Source organism: Nocardiopsis alba DSM 43377 (genome assembly GCF_000341225.1).
Classification (GTDB): domain Bacteria; phylum Actinomycetota; class Actinomycetes; order Streptosporangiales; family Streptosporangiaceae; genus Nocardiopsis; species Nocardiopsis alba.
The window spans coordinates 163,488-183,105 of record NZ_ANAC01000014.1 but is presented as its reverse complement, the minus strand read 5'-3'; the positions used below and the strand labels follow the sequence as shown (position 1 = coordinate 183,105).

Below are 19,618 nucleotides of genomic sequence, written 5' to 3'. Positions count from 1 at the left end.
TCGACGCGTTCGGGGACGAGGGGGTCGGCTCACGCCTGGAGGAAGGCGCGCAGCCGGGAGACCAGCTCGGCCGGGCGCTCCTCCTGGAGCAGGTGGCCGCAGTCCATCGCGGAGCCGGTCACCGGTCCGGAGCAGACCTCCCGCCAGGTGGCGGCGACGTCGTACAGGCGACCGACCGTGCCCCGCGCACCCCACAGGGCGAGCAGCGGCCGGGTCACCAGGTGTCCGCGTTCGGTGTCGTGACGGTCGTGCTCCAGGTCGATCCCGGCGGCCGCGCGGTAGTCCTCGCAGATCGCGCGCACCGTCTCCGGGTCCCGGTAGCAGCGCAGGTACTCCTGGACCAGATCCTCGTTCGGCACGCCCTCGCTGCGGCTCTGTCCGCGCAGATGCGCGCGCAGGTACGTCTCGGTCGCCCCCGCGATCATCGTCTCCGGCAGCGGGGACGGCTGGATCAGGAAGAACCACCAGAAGTACCGGGTGGCGAACTCGCGGTCGGTCCGGTCGTACATGGTCGCCGTGGGGGCGATGTCCATGACCGCGAGCCGGTCCACCGCCTCGGGGTGGTCCAGGGCCATCCGGTGCGCGACCCGTCCGCCCCGATCGTGGCCGACCACGGCGAAACGCTCGTGACCGAGCAGGCGCATCACCTCCACCTGGTCGGCGGCCATCGCCCGCTTGGAGTAGGAGGCGTGGTCGGGTTCGCTCTCCGGCGAGGTCGAGTCCCCATAACCCCGCAGGTCGGTGGCGACGACCGTGAAGTCGCGTGCCAGCTCGGGGGCGACCTCGCGCCAGGTGGCGTGGGTCTGCGGATGCCCGTGCAGGAGCAGCAGCGCGGGGCCTCGACCGCCGACCGCCGTACGGATCCGTTGCCCGTTCGCCAGGGTGAGGTCCGAGGCCTCGAAACCGGGGATCAGCGTGTGGACCATGACCGCTCCCCGTAGGCGCTCGGCCCGGCCTCGCGGTGGACGTGTGTCATGCCCGGGCCCCCTCGACCAGCTCGTCGGCGACGGCCTTGCCCAGGCCGACGGTCGTACCGTTCCCGCCCAGGTCCGGGGTGAACACGGAACGGTCGCCGGCGAGCACGCGCTCGATCGCGCCGAGGACGGCGGCGCCCGCCTTCTCCTGCCCCAGGTGTTCGAGCATCATGGAGGCGCTCCAGATCTGTCCGACCGGGTTGGCGATGCCCCGACCCGCGATGTCGGGGGCCGAACCGTGGACCGGCTCGAACAGGCTCGGGTAGCGGCCCTCGGGGTTGATGTTGGCGCTGGGGGCGATGCCGATCGTCCCCGTGCAGGCCGGGCCCAGGTCGGAGAGGATGTCGCCGAACAGGTTGCTGGCCACGACCACGTCGAACCGGTCCGGGTGCTGCACGAAGTGCGCGGTCAGGATGTCGATGTGGTACTGGTCCACGGTGATGTCGGGGAACTCGGCGCTCATCGCCGCCACACGCTCGTCCCAGTAGGGCATGGTCTCGGAGATGCCGTTGCTCTTGGTGGCCGAGGTCAGGTGCCGGCGGTCACGGGTGCGGGCCAGTTCGAAGGCGTAGCGCAGGATCCGGTCCACGCCGGTGCGGGTCATGACGGTCTCCTGGATCACCGTCTCCCGGTCGGTGCCCTCGAAGATCCTGCCGCCGATGGAGCTGTACTCGCCCTCGGTGTTCTCGCGGACCACGTAGAAGTCGACGTCGCCGGGGCCGCGACCGGCGAGCGGGCTGGTCACCCCGGGCATGAGCCGGACGGGGCGGACGTTCGCGTACTGGTCGAACCCGCGACGGAACTTCAGCAGGCTGCCCCAGAGGGAGACGTGGTCGGGGACGACCTCGGGCCAGCCTACGGCGCCCAGGAACAGGGCGTCGTAGCCGGACAGTTCCTCGAACCAGTCGTCGGGGAGCATCTTCCCGTGTTCGAGCCAGTAGTCGGCCGAGGCGAAGTCGTACTCGACCAGGTCGAGCCCGAACCCGAAGACCTCGGCGGCGGCGCGCAGGACCCGCACCCCCTCGGGGACGACCTCCTTACCGATTCCGTCCCCGGGGATCACGGCGATCCGGTAGCTCTCCGACATGCGCAAGGCCCTTCGTGTTCGTGGCGGTGGTTCACCGCACTCTCATGCCGGACCAAACTAGGAGGAAAGCCGACACGGAGGAACAGCCCTCCGGTCAACGCTCTCTTTCCTCCAACGCAAGAAGCGAGACGATGTCCACCCTTTCCGACCTGGACGACCTGGAGTTCTTCGCTACTCTGGCGCGCTCGCCCAACATGACGGCGGCCGCGCGGACGTGGAGCGTGTCCCTGTCCGCCGTGAGCAAGCGTCTGACCCGCTTGGAGTCCCGTCTGGGCACCCAGTTGATCCAGCGGAGCACCCGCCGGCTCACCCTGACCGAGAGCGGCGCGCTGTACGCCTCGGGCGCACGCGATCTGGTGCAGAACCGCGCCGACCTGGAGGAACGGGTGAGCCGCGCCTCGGGAGAACTGCGCGGTCGCCTGTCGGTGCACTCGACCCTGGGCCTGGGCCGCCGCCACATCGCACCGTTGTTGGAGGAGTTCACGACCGCGCATCCGGCCGTCGAGATGGACCTGACCCTGTCCGAGCACGCCTTCAGCATCGCCGGATCCGGCTACGATCTGGCGATCCGGGTGGGCTCGCCGCCCGACGCCCGATTGCGGATCCGACGGCTGCACGCCAACCGTCGGATCCTGTGCGCGGCCCCCTCGTACCTGGCCGAGCACGGCGCGCCCCGATCGCTGTCGGAGCTGGCCGACCACGACTGTCTGGTGATCAAGGAGAACGACGCCGACTTCGGGGTGTGGCGGTTCGGTACCGGCCCGGACGACGAGAGCGCGATCCGCGTGTCCGGCGACATGGCCTGCAACGACGGCGAGGTGATCCTGGACTGGTGTCTGGCCGGCCGGGGCATCATGTTCCGTTCGGCCTGGCAGGCGCGACCACTGGTGGAGCGGGGACTGCTGGTGTGCCTGTTGCCGGAGGTGCCCACACCGCCGGCGGACATCTTCGGGATCACCGACGCCACCGCCCATCTGCCGGGGCGCACGACGGCGCTGCTCGACCACCTGGCCTCGGGGCTGGAACGCCGCCTGGCGGACCCCGCCACCGGCTGAGGTCGGCCCCGCTCGGGCGCCCCGTCGTCCACAGGGGACGAGGGGCGGGGGTCCGCCTCGCGAAGGAGGGGTAGGGATCCCACCGGACACGGTCGAGGGACGCCCCTCTCGACCCCGACCGAGCAGACGAGGAGACCCATGGGTTCACCCGAGGCCGCCTACCGGGTCGGAGAGGGCGGCGTCCTCGACGTCGACACCGCCTTCTACGACCGTCTCGCCGCCCGTTCCGACGATCAGGAGGTGGTCGAACACCTCGTCCTGCCGATCCGCTCCGGCCTGGCCTGGGAGGTACCCGCCGGGCACCTGTTCCGGATCATCGCCCCCGAAGGCCCCCAGGTCGGCGACCTCAACCTCTGGAACCGGCACGATCCCCGGGAACGACTGTGGGCCTCCCGCACCCGACAGTTGCAGAGCGCCCACGTGTCCCGCCACGATCGACTGTGGTCGACGCTGCCCCGGCTGCGGCCGTTGGCCACGATCACCGCCGACTCCCTGGAGGGCTACGGGACCGACGCCGACGGCGGGCGCGTCCACGACCTGCTGGGCACACGGTGCGACCCCTACGTGAACCGGATCCTCACCGGTGAGGACTTCGACCTGCACTGCCACTCGAACCTGACCCGGGCGGTGCTGCCGTACGGACTGACCGAGTTCGACGTGCACGACGTGCTCAACGTCTTCCAGTGCACCGGCCTCAACGACGAGGACCGGTACTTCATGAAGGCCTCTCCCGCGCGGACCGGCGACTTCCTGGAGTTCTTCGCCGAACAGGACCTGCTGTGCGCCCTGTCGACCTGCCCCGGCGGCGACCTCTCGGTCCCGCTGTGGGGGCCGGACGCCCGCGACCCGATCGACGTGTGCCGCCCCCTCGCGGTGGAGATCCGGCGGCCCTCACCCGACCTGCTCCAAGGGTGGAGCCCACCGGAGCCGGCCGCCTATAAGGGGGCGCACGGTCTACGCGGGCCCGTCCAGGGGTGAGGCCCGGTATCGGCGGAGCCGCTCCGTGTCGAGCGAAGCCGTCGTCGTCCGTGGTGGTCACCGGCCCTATCGGAGCGGCGCGATCTCGCCCTGGAACGGATCGATCCGTCTCCGGCTCCCTGTGCCCGCCCGCGAGGTGCGGTGGTGGGCCCGACCTCCCTCGGGCCGCGCGGCGATGGCATGCTCTCGTCCATGAGCGAGGATCGACTGGGCGGGGCGAGACCGGGGCCGTGGGGGCGCATCGCGTGCGCCTGGGCGCTCGTCTTCGCGGCGGCGCACTTCTACTGGGCGCTCGGCGGCGACCTGGGACTGGCCGTCTCCGCGGGCCCCCTGGCCGAGGAACGCCCCGGGTGGTTCGTACTGGTGGGCCTGTGGGGCGTGGGTGCGCTGTGCCTGGTGGGCGCCGCGCTCGGATGGCTTCTGGGCGAATCGAGACCGGCCGGTGCGGCAGGGCGAGTGGTCACGGCGCTGGGGTGGTGCGCCTGCGCGGTCCTCCTGGCGCGCGGGCTCGCGGTCGAGGCGTTGCTGCTGTTCGACACGGCGGGCCGGTGGGTGGAGGTGAGCGCGGAGCAGCGGCTGTGGACGCTGCTGCTCTGGAACCCCTGGTTCGTGGTCGGCGGCCTGGCCTTCGGTCTGGCGGCGCGCGGGCCCGGGCGGACACGGAACCCGCGCGCCCCGACCGGCTGACGCTCCGGGTCATGGGTCCAGTGTCGCGTGGAGGCGGGCGGGGTGCCATTGCCATTAAACCTACTTAATAAGTAGGATATGTGGGAATTGAACAGGCCCCGAAACCCCACCCACCGAGGAGCCCGTCATCCACCCCCGACGCCACCACCCCCTGATCCCCGGCCTGTCCCTGGCCCTGACCTGCCTGCTCGCCGCCACCGCCTGCTCCGGGGACGAGGGCGGCGAGTACCTGCCCCTGAACGCCCCGCTGCCCGAACGGATCCCCGAGGGGACCACGCTCGTCGTCGGAGATCCCCGGACCCAGCGCGCCCTGGAACTGTCCGGCGAGATCGACGACCTGCCCTTCGAGGTCGAGTGGGCGAACATGTTCGGTGGACCACAGACCTCCGAGGCCTTCCGCGCCGAGGCCCTCGACGTGGGCGCCGTCGCCGACATCCCGCCCCTGCACGCCCGGTGGACCGGACTGGACGTGCGCGTGGTCGCCGCCGCCGAGCGCGAGGCGCCACTGGAACACCCCCTCTACGAGATCGGGATCGCGCCCGGCGCCGACATCGACGACCTCTCCGACATCGAGGGCGCGCGCGTGGCCTACAGCCCCGGCCAGGCCCAGGGCGCACTCGTCCTGCGCGTGCTGGAATCGGTCGGGCTGGAGCCGGAGGACGTGGAACTGGTCGAGATGACCAGTGTCGACGACACCTACGTCAACGCCCTGGCCTCCGACCAGGTCGACGTCGCGCCTCTGGGCGACGTGCTCATCCGCCGCTACCTGGACCGGTACGCCCGGGACGGGGCCACCGTGCTCCCCCACGGGCTGCGCGACGACCCCTGGCACCTGTACACGCCCGAAAGCGTCCTGGAGGACGCCGACAAGGCCGCCGCGATCCGGGAGCTGGTCCGGGCCTGGGGCCGGGCCCAGGTGTGGATCGGCGAACATCCCGAGGAGTGGGCCGAGGGCTTCTACGTCGACCACGAGGGGCTGAGCCCCGAGGACGCCGAACACCTCGTGGAGCGCGACGGGGTCAGCGTGATCCCCGAGGACTGGGACGAGACCATCGAACGCCACCAGGCCACCGCCGACCTGCTCTCCCGTATCCAGGAATGGCCTTCCGTGGACGTACGCGAGGAGGTCTACGACACGCGCTTCGAGACCGTCGCCTTCGAGGGCCTGACCGAGGGGGACGCCCGATGAGCGACCACACCCCCGCCCCCGGGGCCGGCCCGGAACGCTCCACGACGGTCCCCCTGCCCGAACGCCGCGCGCGTCGTCGGGGTCCGGGCCCCGGACCCCGCGTACCGGGGCTGCTCGCCCTGGGCCCGCTGCTGCTCCTGACGGTCTGGTTCGTCGGGTCGGCCACCGGCCTCATCGAGGAACGCACCCTGTCGGCGCCCTGGACGGTGGCGCGGACGGCCGCCGACCTCATCTCGGCGGGAACCTTGCAGGAACATCTGCTCGCCTCCGCCGGTCGGGCGCTGCTCGGGTTGGGCGTGGGCGTGACGACCGGCCTGGCCCTGGCCCTGGTGGCGGGGCTGAGCAGGATCGGCGAGGGGCTGGTCGACGGCCCCATGCAGATCAACCGGGCCGTTCCGAACCTGGCGTTGCTGCCGCTGCTGATCCTCTGGTTCGGCATCGGCGAGGAGATGAAGGTGATCACGATCGCCCTGGCGGTGGTCGTGCCGATCTACGTGCACACCCACAACGCGCTGAGCGCCATCGACCAGAGGTACGTGGAGCTGGCCGAGACCCTCGGCACGGGCCGCGCCACCTTCATCGGCCGGGTGGTCCTGCCCGGGGCACTGCCCGGTTTCCTGCTCGGGCTGCGCTTCGCCGTGACCGCCGCCTGGCTGTCCCTGGTCGTGGTGGAACAGGTCAACTCCACCAACGGCCTCGGCTACATGATGACCCTGGCCGGAAGCTACGGGCAGACCGACGTGATCGTCGTCGGTCTGGTCGTCTACGCCGTCCTCGGTCTACTGCTCGACGGACTCGTTCGACTCGTACAGAGGAGGGCGCTGACATGGCGTCGCACACTGGAAGGCTGACCCTGGCTCCCCCGACCGAGGGGGCGCCCCTGACCACCGAGGCCCCCGCGGTCCGGGTACGCGGTCTGACCCGCGGCTTCGACGGACGCGCGGTCCTGCGCGGGGTGGACCTGGACATCGCTCGCGGCGAGTTCGTCGCCCTGCTGGGACGCAGCGGTTCGGGAAAGAGCACGCTGCTCAGGGCGGTGGCCGGGCTCGACCACGGGGTGGCCGGGGCCGGGGACGTCGACACACCCGAGAGCGTCTCCATGGTCTTCCAGGACTCCCGGCTCCTGCCCTGGCAGCGGGTCCTGGCCAACGTCACCCTGGTGTTGCCGGGCCCCGGGGCCCGCGAGCGCGGTCGGGCGGCCCTGACCGAGGTCGGGTTGGAGGGCAGGGAGCGGGCCTGGCCCCACGAGCTCTCCGGCGGGGAGCTCCAGCGCGCCGCGCTGGCCCGTTCTCTGGTGCGCGAGCCGCGCCTGTTGTTGGCCGACGAGCCGTTCGGCGCGTTGGACGCCCTCACCCGGACGCGGATGCAGGACCTCCTCCTGCGACTGACCGAGCGGCACCGCCCCGCGGTCCTCCTGGTCACGCACAGCGTGGACGAGGCCATAGTCCTGGCCGATCGGGTGGTGGTCCTGTCCGAGGGGGTGGTCGCGGCCGATCTACGGGTCGACCTCGCCGCCCCGCGCGAGGTCGCCGCCCCCGGTTTCGCGGCGTTGCGCGCCCGGCTGCTCTCCCTGCTCGGCGTGGACCGCGAGGAGCGGGCGACCGGCGAGTGAGGGCCGAGAGACGACGGAAGGGGTCCTCGCGGGGGCGACCCGCGAGGACCCGGCGGTCATCGTGCGCTCCGGTCACCTTCGGGGGCCGAACACCCCCACGAACAGGGAGACCAGGGCCAGGGCAGCCGCGCTCCACAGCAGGAGGACGAGCCCCGCCGCCTCCACCACAACCCCGCCGAGCAGGGCGCCCAGGGCGATCGAGGCGGTGAACACCCCGACGTAGAGTCCGGCGATCTGTTCGACCCGGTGGGGTACCGCGCGGGTCATCCAGAGCCGGCCCGCCACCGAGACACCGCCGTAGGCCGCGCCCCACAGGGCGATCCAGACCCAGGCGACCCAGGACGTCTGCCCCGAGAGCGCCGACAGGGCGACGGCCAGGGCGATCCCGCCGGCCAGGGTCAGGATCGTGAGACGGGAGCGGCGGGCCGCCGTCGCCCCGGCGAGGAAGTTCCCGGCCAGCCCGAACAGGCCGTAGACCAGCAGGAGCGGGGCGATCGCCGTCGGGGCGAGTCCGGAGTGCTCCTCCAGGACGGGGCGCACGTAGGTGTAGGCGGCGAAGTGCGCGGTGACCAGGAGTGCCACCATCGCCAGGCCGATGGCCACGGCCGGGGGGAGCAAGGCTTGGGCCGGTCCGTCGTCGCCGGCCGAGGCCGCCGGTCGGGGCAGTCGTGGCAGCGCGATGGTCAGGGCCGCGGCCAGGACGAGCGCCGCGATCGCCAGGGCGGTGAAGGCCGCCCGCCATCCGAGGGCGTCGCCCACCATGGTGCCCAGGGGCACACCGGCCACGGAGGCGGCGGCGACCCCGCCGATGACGAAGGACACGGCCAGGGCCACGTCGCGGAGCGCCACCAGTCGAGTGGTGACCGCCGCCGCCATCCCCCACACCGTCCCCATGGCCAGTCCCAGGATCACGCGGGAGAGGACCATGAAGGCGAAACCGGAGGCGAGGGCGGTGAGCGCGTTGCCCAGCGCCAGGACCACCATGGCCACGGCCAGGACCGTCCGCCGGTCGAGTCCGCCGAGCAGCCGGGGGACGAGCGGGGCGGTCACCGCCGCCACCAGACCGGTGACGGTGAGGCTGGATCCGGTGGCGCCCGTCGATATGCCGAGCCCCTCGGCCATGGGGGTGAGCACGCCGATCGGCAGCATCTCGGAGGTGACGACCAGGAAGGTGCTCAGGGACAGCACCGCGACGGCGGCCCACCGTCGGGGCGTGGTGCGGGAATCGTCGACGGCCGTCGTCGACACGGTTGAACTCATGGGTCCAGCCAAGCGGCCGTCACCGGGGCGAACAACAGCGATCCGCTCAGCGATCGTTGAGCTAGGCTCAACGATATGACGGGCGGGAGCGGAACGTTGAACCAGGTGCACGTCCAACAGATCGAGTGTCTGCTCGTGTTGTCCGAGGAGCTGCACTTCGGGCGGACCGCCGCGCGTCTGGGCTACTCCCCCAGCCGGGCCAGCCAACTCCTCTCGGCCCTGGAGCGACGGGTGGGCGTGCGCTTGGTGGAGCGCACCAGCCGTCGAGTGTCGCTCACCCGATTCGGCGCCCAGTTCGTCGAGGAGGTGCGGCCCGCCTACGAGAACCTGAGCACCACCTTCCTCCGCGCCCGGGACCGGGCCATGCGCGGCGCCCTGCGCGAGCTGCGACTGGGTTTCCACGGCAGCGTCTACGAGCAGGTGACCGAGGCCTTCCGCCTCCTGCGCGCCGAACACGAGGTGACGGTGACGCTCAGCGAGATACCGTTGGGCTCCCCGTTCTCCGCGGTCCTGGAAGGGCGGCTGGACGCCGCGTTGGTGGAGCTGCCCGTCCACGACCCCGCCCTCACCGTGGGTTTCCGTTTCCCACCCCAGGAACAGCTCCTGGCGGTGGGCACGGCCCACCCCCTGGCCTCACGCGAGGGGGTGCGCGTGGAGGAACTGGCCGAGTTCGACCTGCTGCGGCCGGTCGGGGACGCCCCCGACTACTGGATGGCGGCCCGGGTCCCGCCGACCACGCCGTCGGGCCGGCCGATCCGCTCGGGTACGGGCATCAACACCGTCCAGGAGGGGTTGGCGCTGGTCGCCGCGGGGACGCACGCCATGCTGGTCTGCCGTCCGATGGCCCAGAGCATCTCCAGGACCGACGTGCGCTGCCTGCCGATCTCGGAATGGGAGGAGCCCTCCCAGCTGGGGCTGGTCCGACGGACCGCCGACACCGGTCCACAGCTCACCGCGCTGGCCGGTCTGCTCGCCGAGGTCTACGGGGGCGACTCCCCCTGCTACGCGGGGCTCTCCCCCGCGCCGGGCTCACGCGACATCGCGTAGAGCGTGGGGCCGTCGGGGACGGTGATCGCCGCAGTGGTCCGGAAACCGAACCTCTCGTAGAAGGGGAGGTTCTCGGCCTTGCTCGATTCCAGGTAGGCGGGGAGCCCGGAGCGGTCGGCCCGTTCCAGACCCGAGAGCAACAACGCCTTGCCCGCCCCGGAGCCGCGCACGTCGGGGTCGGTGCCCAGTTCCGCCAGGTACCAGTGCGGCCCGCGGGGGAAGTGCTCTTCGAGCCGCTTCAGCCCCTTGAGCACGGTGGGCAGCCGTCGCATCCCGAAGATCCCGGGCAGGTGCGGGGCCACACGCAGCGCGACCCACGTGTCCCGGGCGTCGGGGTCACCCCACAGGGCGGCGCCGACCACACGTCCATCGAGGTCGGCCACCTCGACCCTTCCGTGCGGCAGGTATTCGAACCCGGCCTCCAGGGCGTAGAGGCGTCGGGAGCGCGCGGGGCGCAGGGCGGGGTCGGGGAACATCCACTCGTTGAAGGGATCCCCCTCGAAGGCCCGGCTCAGGACGTGACCGATCGCCGCCACGTCCGTCGTCCCGGCGTCGCGTACCGAGGCCTTCACGCGCGGCTTCACCATGGTCTCCACAGACTCCCCTTCTCATACCGTCCGGACGGTACAGTAACGGGAACCGGGGCGTTCCGCCTATGACCTGCGCCACCCGGCGAGATCCCGGGGTGTCCCTGAAGACGCGTCAACCCAGCGGCATCTGCACCATGTCGCGGATCGGGCCGGACAGCTCCTCCTCGAAGAAGGTGAAGAAGCCCTCCGGGTCCGGACCGGCGTTGATCAGGACCAGATGGTCGTAGCCGGCCTTGACGAACTCGCGGACCACCGTCAGGTGCCGTTCGGGGTCGGGGCCGTATCCGAAGACGTCCCCCATCGCGTCCCTGCTGATCAGGGAGGTCGCCGCCTCGAAGTTGACGGGGTTGGGCAGCTCGGACTGGACCTTCCATCCGGTGAGACCGAACCGGAAGATCTCGCGCGCCGACTCCAGCGCCGAACCGTCGTCCGCGGCCCAGGCCAGGGGCACCTCGCCGTAGGCGGGCCCCGTTCCGCCCATCTCCCGGTAGTCGGTGACCAGCGTCCGATCCGGCTCGGTACCGAAAAGCCCGTCACCGAGTTCGGCGGCGAGCTCCGCCGCGCGTCTTCCTCCGGCCGCCACGGCGATGGGCGGGGGCTCCTCCGGCAGATCGAACACCCGGGCGTCCTCCAGGACCAGGTGCTCGCCCCTGTAGGAGTGGTAGCCACCGGACCACAGCATGCGGATGATGGTGACCGCCTCCCGCAGCATCTCGTGGCGGATGGTCGCGCTGGGCCAGCCGCGCCCCACCACGTGTTCGTTGAGCCTCTCACCCGAGCCCACGCCCAGGGTGAAACGGCCTTCGGAGAGCAGGGCCGTGGTGGCGGCCGCCTGGGCGACGATCGCCGGGTGGACCCGCAGGATCGGACAGGTGACCCCGGTCGCCAGGCCGATGTTCTCGGTCCGTTCGGCGATCGCGGCCAGCATCGACCACACGAACCCGGAGTGCCCATGACTGAACAGCCAGGGGTGGAAGTGGTCGCTGATCTCCACGAAGTCGAATCCGGCCCGCTCGGCCCGTACCGCCTGTTCCACGATCTCGCGCGGCCCGAACCCCTCGGCGAACAGTTTGTAGCCGACCTTCATTCGAATCCCTCCCCTTCGTCCCTACCTCCGCCATGACCGTGACGCGGGCGACGGAAACATGACCTGGTCCAGAAATGGGCTCCGTTTCACTCGGAACGGAGGCCGGACCGCTCCGCCTCGAACGCCGGGCCACATCTGTGCGCCTCGGGGAGTACGGAATCGGAAAGGATCGGAAAGGGCGTGCGCACGGACACGATACGAGATCGAATCCATTCGTTCGGGGATGGGTCTTGAAGTGAAGTCCCCCACGGACGACTTCACCGAGCAGACCCTACCAAGGACCCGTTTTCGAACGAAAGGGCATCGCTCGGATTCGATAAAAGACATCCCGCTACTCGTGCAACAACATCACCATAACTCACCGTAGCAACATCTTTACAAACCCCCATGAACTACCCGATAGGGGACACATAACCCCTCCCGTGAAAAGATAGGGAAAACAGTCGACGTCCGCCATTGACATACCGAACACCACGTGCCACCAGCAGCCATACGGCCTCCGTTCAAACCCGTACCCCACCATCACCGCAGGCGACGAAGGCCGACGCCATCGCACAGCCCGCCGAACCGAGAACACACGAAGGAAGATCGGACGATTCCTCGCCGATTCCCTTGACATCACCCTCCACAACTGGAAACTGATAAAGCCGAGTCCTCGAACATCTCCTCGGCCTTCCGGGCGACACCCGGAACAGACCAACGAAAGGCACGGAGAGGGTCATTTCAGCGCGCCCACCGAGCGGCGTTCCCCACCGATCCTCTCCGACCCGAACCGCACCCGTCGGACGGCCCGCCGCCCGCACCCGAATGAGGGGCGATAACTTGACGGACACGTTTCCCCAGGAAATAGAGACGACAGCCGCACAACGGAAACGTTTCATGGAATCCGGCTATCTGATCCTCCCCGGCTTCCTGCCCGAAGACCTCGTCGACGGCCTGGCCCCCGAGGTGGACCGCTGGGTGGACGAGGGTTGGCGCGAACGTTCGATCGCCGCCTGTCTCTCCCCCGGCTCCCAGGCCCCGCCCCCGCCGCTCATGGAGCTGGAACTGCCCTCGCACGGTCGACTCCTCGCGCATGAGCCCCTGATGAGGATCCTCGACGAGCTGATGGCCGCCCCGTTCGTCTTCCATCATCTGCACAGCGACCGCCACGGGGACGTGACCGGGAGCAAACCCTGGCACCACGACCACGAGCCCAACGACCGGGACGACCCGGACCTGCTGATGGTCCACGCCCTGCACTACCTCGGCGGACTCGACGGCTCCGTCGGCCACCTCGTGCTCCTGCCCGGCTCCCACCTGGAACACGCCGACAAGAGGGCCCGGGCCCACCTCGACACCGCCGCACTGCCCGGAGAGATCGTCGTCGACCGGCTCCCGCCCGGGTCGACCGTGCTGATGAACTCGGCCCTGTTCCACGCCCGCAGACCCTCGGACATCCCCGGTTCGGGAAAGCCGCGCTACTTCGTCGACGCCTCGTACTGTCAGGTGGGGGCGCTGTGGCGCCCCGTGAAGCCGTTCTGGCGGCACATGCTCGCCCGGGCCCGGGCCCGGGCACTGGACCTGGACGGCGGGCGCCGACCCGAACTGTTCGCGGAACGGCACTTCGACGAATACACACCGGCGGAACGGAGTCCTTCCGTATGAGGATCATCGGCACTGTCGCCTTCTCCTACGTGAGAGCGGTCTATCGCGGCGACCACCCCCTCGACCGTGAACATCGGTCCAACACCAACGGCGACGGGGAACGGGCCCTGGAGATGGCCGACGAGATGCTCGGCACCTGGGTCCGGGTCCTGCTCACCCGCGAAGAGGTCCTCGGCATCACCCTGCCCTGGCACCTGAGCGAGGGCGGCGGGTTCGCCCTCGTGCCCAAGACCGGGACGACGGTGGGCGAGGCCGCGGAACTCGTCCGCTCCGACCCGGAGGCCATGGAGAGGGAGAACCCGGTCTGCGCGGAGAAGCTGGACCTGTTCCGACGCTCCCCGCACAGCCCGATCTACCTGAGCACGAGCCCGATCCCGCACCCCGACTACGCCGACCTGCGCGTGCGCAGCGGTCTCATCCACCTGGACGGGTTGCACCGGTCGGTGGCCTGGGCGCTGTCCGACCGTCTGGCGCCGGGAGAGAGGACCGAGGCGTTCGTCGCCGGTGTCCCGGAGTCCTCGTCCGAGCAGGGGCCGCCGCCCCCACGTCCCGACACCGACCGGACCGGAGGCCCACGCCCTTGACCCGTACGATGAGCCCGGCCCTCTCGCTCTCCGACGTGCTGACCCACCGGGCGCGCGCGTATCCGGAGCGGCCGGCGTTGTCCGACGGTGTCCGTGCCCTCGACTACCGCGCGCTCCACCTCACGGCCGATCGTGTGGCCGTCCGACTCCACGAACTCGGTGTCGTTCCCGGTGACCGGGTGGCGATCGCGGGCCCTCGCGACGCCCGGGTGTGCGCCCTGCTGTACGGGGTGCTGCGCTCCGGCGCGGCGGCGGTGGCCATCGACCCCACGTGGAGCGCGGCCGACGTGCGTCGCCGTCTGGACTCAGTCGACGCGCGGTGCGTCCTGGTCGCGGACGCCTCCCTCCCCGTCCCCGAGGGACGTCCGGTCGAGATCCTGGACGTGGACGCCCCGGACCCGGCCCCACGTCCCTTCGAGCCTCCGGTGCTCGCACCCGCCGCGCCCGCCTATCTCTCCTTCACCTCGGGGTCGAGCGGAGAGCCCAAGGCCGTCACGGTCACCCACGCCAACGCCGTGCACTACGCGCTCTCTCTGCGCGCGCGGCTGGATCTGGGCGAGGACGAGGCGCCGTGCTGCGCGCACGTCACCACCCTGGCGGCCGACCTCGGGCACACCGCCTGGCTGCTCGCCCTGGCCACCGGTGGATCGGTGCACGTCGTCCCCGACCACGAGACCCGGGAGCCGGCCGCCTTCTGGGCCTCCTTGGCCGGGGCCGGGGTGGCGGTGCTCAAGACGACGCCGTCGCATCTGACCGCCCTGGCCGAGGGAAGGCCGGCCGGGAGCCCGCCTCTGCGCACCCTGTTGTTGGGCGGTGAGGCGCTGCCCCGTTCCCTGGCCGCCGGGCTCCTGGACACCGGGGTGGCCCGCCAGGTGGTCAACCACTACGGCCCCACCGAGACCACCATCGGCGCCACCTGCTTCGTGGCCTCCTCGTCCGAGCTTCCGGCGGACGAGCCCACGGTCCCCATCGGCACGGCGATCGGCGAGGTCGTCCTGGACCTGGTCGGTCCGGACGGGACACCCGTACCCGAAGAGGGCGAACTGCTGATCGGCGGCCGCGGGGTCACCGCGGGCTACTTCGGACGCCCCGAGGAGACCGCGCGGCGTTTCGTCCCCCACCGGGGCGGGATCGGCTACCTGACCGGCGACCTGTGCCGTCGTCGGCCGGAGGGGGACCTGGTCTTCGCCGGCCGTACGGACCGCCAGGTCAAGATCCGCGGCCATCGTGTGGACCCGGCCGACGTCGAGTGGGTGATGGGCGACCTCTCCGGGGTCGACCAGGCCGCGGTCGTCGTGCGTCGGACCCCTTCGGGGGCGCGTCTGGCGGCGGCGGTCCGCCCCGGGCCGGGCCTCGACCCCGAACGCCTCCTCGCCGAACTCCGCGTCCACCTGACGGATCGGCTGCCCGAGTACTCGATCCCCCGGCCGATCGTCGCGTTGACGGGGTTCCCGACGGGGCCCAACGGCAAGCTCGACCACGAACGTCTCGCCGTCCTGGTGGACGAGGCCGCGGCGAGGGAGCACGAGCCCGAGCCCTCCGTCCGGGCGACGGAACCATCCCCGTCCCCGGAACGGCTCCCCCTGGTGGAGGCCGTCACCGAACTCTGGGCGGGCGCGCTCGGGCTGTCCCACGTCGCGCCCGACTCCGACGTCCTGAGCCTGGGCGGGGACTCGATCCTGGCCATGCGCACCATCACCCTGCTGCGGCGTCACGGATACCGGGTCGCCTTCGAGGACTTCTACCGCTCCCCCTCGCCCCTGCTCCTGGTGTCGGTCGCACGACCCGTGACCGGGGAAGGAGTCTCCGCCGGAGCCGAACGGGACACCGCCGACGCGCTCGCCCTCGCTCCCGCCCAACGGTGGTTCTTCCGACAGGAGGCGCGGGAGCTGCGCCACTGGAACCAGGCGATCCTCCTGGAGTGCGGGGTGCCGGTGGCCCCCTCGGCCCTGGTCCGGGCGGTGGGCACGGTCCTGACCCGCCACGTCGCCCTGCGCCGGCCGATCGGCCCGGAGGGTCCGGGTGCGCCCCGGGAGGTCGAGGACCTGGACACGGTGACCTTCTCCCGGCTCCCCCGCGACCCCGAACACGCGGCGGAGAGGGTCGAGGCCACCTGCGCCGAGCTCCAGCACACCCTGGACCCGGCGGCCGGCCTCTCGCTCCGTGTCCACCTCTTCTCCGGACGGGACGGAGCACCGGACCGGCTCGCCTTGTTCGCGCACCACCTGACGGTGGACGGCCTCTCCTGGCGGATCCTGCTCGACGACCTGGCCCACGCCTACCGCGCCGCGCTCTCCGGGGACACGGCCCTCCCACCGCCGACCGCCGACTTCCACCGATGGGCCGCGACGGCGCCGCCGGCCCCCGCCGACCCACCGGTCCGCCCCGAGGCCCTGGCCGGGACCGAGCCGGCCGCCCTCACCTGGTCCCTCGACGCCGGGGCCACCGACCGGCTCCTCCACAGGCACGGGCGCTCCCAACGGCTGGAGGCCCTTCTGCTGTCGGCGTTCGCCCACGCCGTCTCCACGCGGGACGGGGGCGAGGCCCTCACCGTGGAGGTGGAGACCCACGGTCGGGACACCACGGACCGGGGCGACGCCTACATGGACACCGTCGGCTGGTTCACGGCGGTCAAACACGTGGCCGTGGACGGCACCCGCCCGACCGCGGAGACGATCGAGGAGACCGAACGCCGACTCCGCGAGGCCCCGGAACGGCCGATGGACGCGGCCGGTCCCCGCCCCGAGGTCGGCTTCAACCTCCTGGGCACCTTCACCCTGCCCGACGAGCCGACCCTGCGCTGGTCGGTGGCTTCCGAGAGCCCGGGACCGGCACGCTGCCCGAGCGCCGATCCGCTGCATCGGCTCCGTCTGACCGCCCGAGTCGTCGAGGGGAGGCTGGTGATCGACCTCGTGTACGCGTGGCCGTGGCTGTCGCACGACGCGGCCGAGGAGATCGTCGCCGCCCTCGGTCGCACCGTGGCGGCGGAGGCCGAGGCACCCGCCCCCGCACCGATACCGAACGCGGTGCCGCCCTCGGGCCACCTCCTGCACCCCGGGCTCCCCTCCCCCGCTCGGGCCCGGGTCCTGGAACCGCCGCCCCACGTCCTGCTCACCGGGGCCACCGGCTATCTGGGCCGGCACCTGGTGACCGCGCTCCTGGACCGGGGCTCCCGGGTCACCTGCCTGGTCCGGGGGCGGGACGACGCCGACGCGGCCCGACGGCTCGCCGAACGGACCGGCGCCCCCGTCGGCTCGGAAGGGGCCCTGGACGTGATCGCCGGGGACATCGACCTCGAAGGGCTGGGGCTGGGCGGCGACGGGCTCGCCCTGGCCCGCCGGGCCGAGGTGATCGTGCACGCGGCCGCCGACGTACGTCTGGTCGCCCCGCCCGAGGAACTGGAACGCACCAATGACCTCGCGGTCCGACGCCTGGTGGCCTGGATCGAGAAGGAGGCGCCCGACGCGCGACTGCATCACCTGTCCACGCTCGCGGTCGCCGGCCGGGTCGACGGACCTCCCCGCCGGTTCTCCGAGGCCGACCTGCGGATCGACCAGGACTTCCGCACCCCCTACGAGAGGACGAAGTTCGCGGCGGAGGAGACCGTCCGCGCCTGGGCCGCCGGCGGCCGCCCCTACCACGTGCACCGCAGCGGGCACATCGCCGCGCACAGCCGCACCGGCGCCTTCCAGGACAACGTGGCCGACAACCGGATCTACCAGCTCGTACGCGGATACGTCCTGGCCGGGGCCGCCCCGAGTCGCCCTTCGGAGGGCTTCGCCTTCTCCCACGTCGACACGGTCGCGGCGGGCATCGCGACCCGAGCGCACTCGGCTCCCGGGGTCCACCACGTGGAGTCCCCGCACACGGTGGCCCACGACGAACTGGTGTCCTGGCTGGTCGACCTGGGATATCCGATCACCCTGACCGACGACCACGGGTTCGCCGAGGCCCTCTCCCGCCTCGAACGGAGCGATCCGACCGCCGCGCGCCTGGCGATGGCGTGGTCGCAGCTGGAGGACCGCAACGTGGTGGTCGACGGCTCGCGGACGACGTCGACGCTGGAGCGCGCCGGGGTCCGCTTCGCCCCTCCGACCCGAACGTGGTGGTCGGCGGCCATGGCCTGGGCCGTGGACGTCGGCTTCCTCCCGAGACCAGGTGACCCGAGGCCATGACGAAGGGAACGGACCAGGAGATGACGGAGAACACCGTGACCGAGATCGGTTGGGGAAGCACGACGTTGGAGAGCCGGAGCGACCTGTGGTCGATGCCCCTCGACGACGAGGACCGGCGGCTGCTCAGGCGGGACGCCGCGGCCCGGGCCTGGAGCGAGGGGAAGGAGGCGCGCGAGCGGCTGCGGTCCTTCGTCCAGGGGAGCGTCGCCTCGGTGGGTTTCGCGCACGTCCCCGACCTGCTCGACCCGAGTGAGGACGAGGTCGACATCGTGACGTCCCTGTCCTTCCTGCTGCGGGACTTCGGTGAGATCATCCCGCAGAACGCCCAGGGCGACCTGTTCCAGGTGCTGCGCGACCGCGACGGCGACGGCGCCACCGAGCTGGGCTTCCACTGCGACACCTGCGACGTGCTCGTCCTGCTCTGCCTCCAGCCGGCGGTCCTGGGCGGGGGGAACACCAAGCTCGCGAGCGCGCGCCACGTCCGGGAGATCATCGCCCGGGAGCGCCCGGACGTCCTGGAGACCCTGGAGGGCGACTGGACCTTCGACCGGACCGGACGCGCCGGACAGCAGGTCATCGTCTCCCCCATCCTCTTCACCCAGGAGGACGGGACCACCGGCTGCTACTACCAGACCCGGACCGTGCGCACCTCGCCCGAGCGGGGCGGTCCTCCCTTGAGCGACCGACAGTGGGAGGCCCTCGACGTGCTCGACGAGGTCCTCTACCGGCCGGAGATCGCCTTCGGGCTGCGGCTGGCCGCGGGCGACCTGCTGTTCATCCGCAACAGCCGTGTCCTGCACGGACGCTCGCCCTACGTGGACGAGCCCGGTCCTCGGGCGCGCCGCGTGCTCCGGGCCTGGATGAACGACGGTGACCGATGAGCGCCCCGGAGGAGGGGCGGCGCGGCGTCGCCGTGGTCACCGGCGGCGGTGGCGGGCTGGGCCGGGCGGGAGCGCTCGCCCTGGTCGAGGCCGGCTGGTCGGTGGTGATCGCCGGGCGCCGCGAGGAGGCCTTGAAGGAGACGATCGCCCTGGCCGGGGACGGGGAGCGGCGGCTCCTGGCCGCCCCGACCGACATCCGCGATCCAGAGCGGGTCGCGGCGCTGTTCGCCTCCGCGCGTGAGCGGTTCGGCCGGGTGGACCTGCTCTTCAACAACGCGGGCGCGGCCGTGCCCCGCAGGCCGGTCGCCGAGATCGCGTTCGAGGACTGGACCACGATCATGGACACCACGGTCACCGGCACGTTCCTGTGCGCCCGTGAGGCCTTCCGGGTGATGCGGGAGCAGTCCCCGCAGGGCGGACGCATCATCAACAACGGCGCGCCCTCCGCCCATACGCCCCGGCCCCATACCGCCGCCTACACCACCGCCAAGCACGCCGTCCTCGGTCTGACCAAGGCGCTGTCCCTGGACGGGCGGCCGTACGGCATCACCTGCGGACAGATCGACGTCGGCAACGTGGCCCCGCTGGACGGCGGCCCGCAGCCGCCCTCGATGCAGGCGGACGGGACGATGGCGGTGGAGACGACGATCCCGGTGGAACGGTTCGTCGAGACGCTGTTGTTGATGGCGTCGATGCCCCCGGACACCAACGTCCAGTACGTCACCGTCCTACCGGCCTCTATGCCCTTCATCGGGAGGGGATGAC

General features: G+C 71.6%; 17 protein-coding genes. 12 read left to right on the top strand and 5 right to left on the bottom strand.

Annotation, left to right across the window (positions count from 1 at the left end):
* Positions 1 to 29 precede the first annotated feature (29 nt).
* Positions 30 to 926 (bottom strand): alpha/beta fold hydrolase, encoded by an 897-nt coding sequence (locus D451_RS0116750; protein ID WP_017535287.1) that lies wholly within the window; start codon positions 924 to 926, stop codon positions 30 to 32.
* Positions 927 to 972: 46 nt separating this feature from the next.
* Entirely contained in the window at positions 973 to 2,061 is a 1,089-nt protein-coding gene (locus D451_RS0116745; RefSeq protein WP_017535286.1) for a tartrate dehydrogenase, read from the bottom strand.
* 131 nt (positions 2,062 to 2,192) lie between these two features.
* On the opposite strand from D451_RS0116745, the gene D451_RS0116740 reads away from it, so the two are divergent.
* From D451_RS0116740 to D451_RS0116715, 6 genes are all read left to right on the top strand, one after another.
* On the top strand, positions 2,193 to 3,116 hold the full coding sequence (locus D451_RS0116740; RefSeq protein ID WP_014911919.1) for a LysR family transcriptional regulator: 924 nt from the start codon (positions 2,193 to 2,195) through the stop codon (positions 3,114 to 3,116).
* 138 nt (positions 3,117 to 3,254) lie between these two features.
* Positions 3,255 to 4,094, top strand: a complete 840-nt coding sequence (locus D451_RS0116735) for an urea carboxylase-associated family protein (protein WP_017535285.1) — start codon at positions 3,255 to 3,257, stop codon at positions 4,092 to 4,094.
* Positions 4,095 to 4,286: 192 nt separating this feature from the next.
* The gene (locus D451_RS0116730; RefSeq protein ID WP_241463346.1) at positions 4,287 to 4,781 is read left to right on the top strand and encodes a DUF3995 domain-containing protein; all 495 of its coding nucleotides are present in this window, start codon (positions 4,287 to 4,289) and stop codon (positions 4,779 to 4,781) included.
* A 364-nt stretch (positions 4,782 to 5,145) separates the two neighbouring features.
* Positions 5,146 to 5,970, top strand: a complete 825-nt coding sequence (locus D451_RS0116725) for an ABC transporter substrate-binding protein (RefSeq protein WP_017535283.1) — start codon at positions 5,146 to 5,148, stop codon at positions 5,968 to 5,970.
* A complete protein-coding gene (locus tag D451_RS0116720; protein WP_017535282.1) occupies positions 5,967 to 6,821 on the top strand; it encodes an ABC transporter permease in 855 nt (284 codons plus the stop codon). Before D451_RS0116725 ends, D451_RS0116720 begins: the two co-directional genes overlap by 4 nt.
* Positions 6,797 to 7,582: an ABC transporter ATP-binding protein gene (locus tag D451_RS0116715; protein WP_017535281.1), complete on the top strand. Its 786-nt coding sequence runs from the start codon at positions 6,797 to 6,799 to the stop codon at positions 7,580 to 7,582. Before D451_RS0116720 ends, D451_RS0116715 begins: the two co-directional genes overlap by 25 nt.
* 72 nt (positions 7,583 to 7,654) lie before the next feature.
* Here D451_RS0116715 and D451_RS0116710 read toward each other — a convergent pair whose 3' ends face one another.
* On the bottom strand, positions 7,655 to 8,842 hold the full coding sequence (locus tag D451_RS0116710) for an MFS transporter (RefSeq protein WP_241463345.1): 1,188 nt from the start codon (positions 8,840 to 8,842) through the stop codon (positions 7,655 to 7,657).
* Between the two features lie 75 nt (positions 8,843 to 8,917).
* On the opposite strand from D451_RS0116710, the gene D451_RS0116705 reads away from it, so the two are divergent.
* Positions 8,918 to 9,889: a LysR family transcriptional regulator gene (locus D451_RS0116705; protein ID WP_020379960.1), complete on the top strand. Its 972-nt coding sequence runs from the start codon at positions 8,918 to 8,920 to the stop codon at positions 9,887 to 9,889.
* On the opposite strand, the gene D451_RS0116700 is transcribed toward D451_RS0116705, so the two are convergent.
* Positions 9,844 to 10,476, bottom strand: a complete 633-nt coding sequence (locus tag D451_RS0116700; protein WP_234305944.1) for a GNAT family N-acetyltransferase — start codon at positions 10,474 to 10,476, stop codon at positions 9,844 to 9,846. The genes D451_RS0116705 and D451_RS0116700 overlap by 46 nt on opposite strands.
* Positions 10,477 to 10,591: 115 nt before the next feature.
* Positions 10,592 to 11,566: a TIGR03557 family F420-dependent LLM class oxidoreductase gene (locus D451_RS0116695; protein WP_014908765.1), complete on the bottom strand. Its 975-nt coding sequence runs from the start codon at positions 11,564 to 11,566 to the stop codon at positions 10,592 to 10,594.
* Between the two features lie 879 nt (positions 11,567 to 12,445).
* Between D451_RS0116695 and D451_RS0116690 the strand changes: the two genes are divergently transcribed.
* The 5 genes from D451_RS0116690 to D451_RS0116670 are packed head-to-tail and all read left to right on the top strand — an operon-like array spanning position 12,446 to position 19,617.
* Positions 12,446 to 13,213, top strand: a complete 768-nt coding sequence (locus D451_RS0116690) for a phytanoyl-CoA dioxygenase family protein (protein WP_017535277.1) — start codon at positions 12,446 to 12,448, stop codon at positions 13,211 to 13,213.
* Positions 13,210 to 13,797, top strand: a complete 588-nt coding sequence (locus D451_RS0116685; protein WP_014910613.1) for a DUF6309 family protein — start codon at positions 13,210 to 13,212, stop codon at positions 13,795 to 13,797. Before D451_RS0116690 ends, D451_RS0116685 begins: the two co-directional genes overlap by 4 nt.
* On the top strand, positions 13,794 to 17,972 hold the full coding sequence (locus D451_RS0116680; RefSeq protein WP_017535276.1) for an AMP-binding protein: 4,179 nt from the start codon (positions 13,794 to 13,796) through the stop codon (positions 17,970 to 17,972). Before D451_RS0116685 ends, D451_RS0116680 begins: the two co-directional genes overlap by 4 nt.
* A complete protein-coding gene (locus D451_RS0116675) occupies positions 17,969 to 18,853 on the top strand; it encodes a TauD/TfdA family dioxygenase (protein ID WP_017535275.1) in 885 nt (294 codons plus the stop codon). Before D451_RS0116680 ends, D451_RS0116675 begins: the two co-directional genes overlap by 4 nt.
* Positions 18,850 to 19,617, top strand: a complete 768-nt coding sequence (locus tag D451_RS0116670) for an SDR family oxidoreductase (RefSeq protein ID WP_017535274.1) — start codon at positions 18,850 to 18,852, stop codon at positions 19,615 to 19,617. The genes D451_RS0116675 and D451_RS0116670 overlap by 4 nt, the downstream gene beginning before the upstream one ends.
* Position 19,618 lies beyond the last annotated feature (1 nt).

What these genes read in the sequence shown, in the direction of transcription:
- D451_RS0116750 (WP_017535287.1), bottom strand. Translation starts at nt 926, where the DNA reads ATGGTCCACACGCTGATCCCCGGTTTCGAGGCCTCGGACCTCACCCTG.
- D451_RS0116745 (WP_017535286.1), bottom strand. Translation starts at nt 2,061, where the DNA reads ATGTCGGAGAGCTACCGGATCGCCGTGATCCCCGGGGACGGAATCGGT.
- D451_RS0116740 (WP_014911919.1), top strand. Translation starts at nt 2,193, where the DNA reads ATGTCCACCCTTTCCGACCTGGACGACCTGGAGTTCTTCGCTACTCTG.
- D451_RS0116735 (WP_017535285.1), top strand. Translation starts at nt 3,255, where the DNA reads ATGGGTTCACCCGAGGCCGCCTACCGGGTCGGAGAGGGCGGCGTCCTC.
- D451_RS0116730 (WP_241463346.1), top strand. Translation starts at nt 4,287, where the DNA reads ATGAGCGAGGATCGACTGGGCGGGGCGAGACCGGGGCCGTGGGGGCGC.
- D451_RS0116725 (WP_017535283.1), top strand. Translation starts at nt 5,146, where the DNA reads ATGTTCGGTGGACCACAGACCTCCGAGGCCTTCCGCGCCGAGGCCCTC.
- D451_RS0116720 (WP_017535282.1), top strand. Translation starts at nt 5,967, where the DNA reads ATGAGCGACCACACCCCCGCCCCCGGGGCCGGCCCGGAACGCTCCACG.
- D451_RS0116715 (WP_017535281.1), top strand. Translation starts at nt 6,797, where the DNA reads ATGGCGTCGCACACTGGAAGGCTGACCCTGGCTCCCCCGACCGAGGGG.
- D451_RS0116710 (WP_241463345.1), bottom strand. Translation starts at nt 8,842, where the DNA reads ATGAGTTCAACCGTGTCGACGACGGCCGTCGACGATTCCCGCACCACG.
- D451_RS0116705 (WP_020379960.1), top strand. Translation starts at nt 8,918, where the DNA reads ATGACGGGCGGGAGCGGAACGTTGAACCAGGTGCACGTCCAACAGATC.
- D451_RS0116700 (WP_234305944.1), bottom strand. Translation starts at nt 10,476, where the DNA reads ATGGTGAAGCCGCGCGTGAAGGCCTCGGTACGCGACGCCGGGACGACG.
- D451_RS0116695 (WP_014908765.1), bottom strand. Translation starts at nt 11,566, where the DNA reads ATGAAGGTCGGCTACAAACTGTTCGCCGAGGGGTTCGGGCCGCGCGAG.
- D451_RS0116690 (WP_017535277.1), top strand. Translation starts at nt 12,446, where the DNA reads ATGGAATCCGGCTATCTGATCCTCCCCGGCTTCCTGCCCGAAGACCTC.
- D451_RS0116685 (WP_014910613.1), top strand. Translation starts at nt 13,210, where the DNA reads ATGAGGATCATCGGCACTGTCGCCTTCTCCTACGTGAGAGCGGTCTAT.
- D451_RS0116675 (WP_017535275.1), top strand. Translation starts at nt 17,969, where the DNA reads ATGACGAAGGGAACGGACCAGGAGATGACGGAGAACACCGTGACCGAG.
- D451_RS0116670 (WP_017535274.1), top strand. Translation starts at nt 18,850, where the DNA reads ATGAGCGCCCCGGAGGAGGGGCGGCGCGGCGTCGCCGTGGTCACCGGC.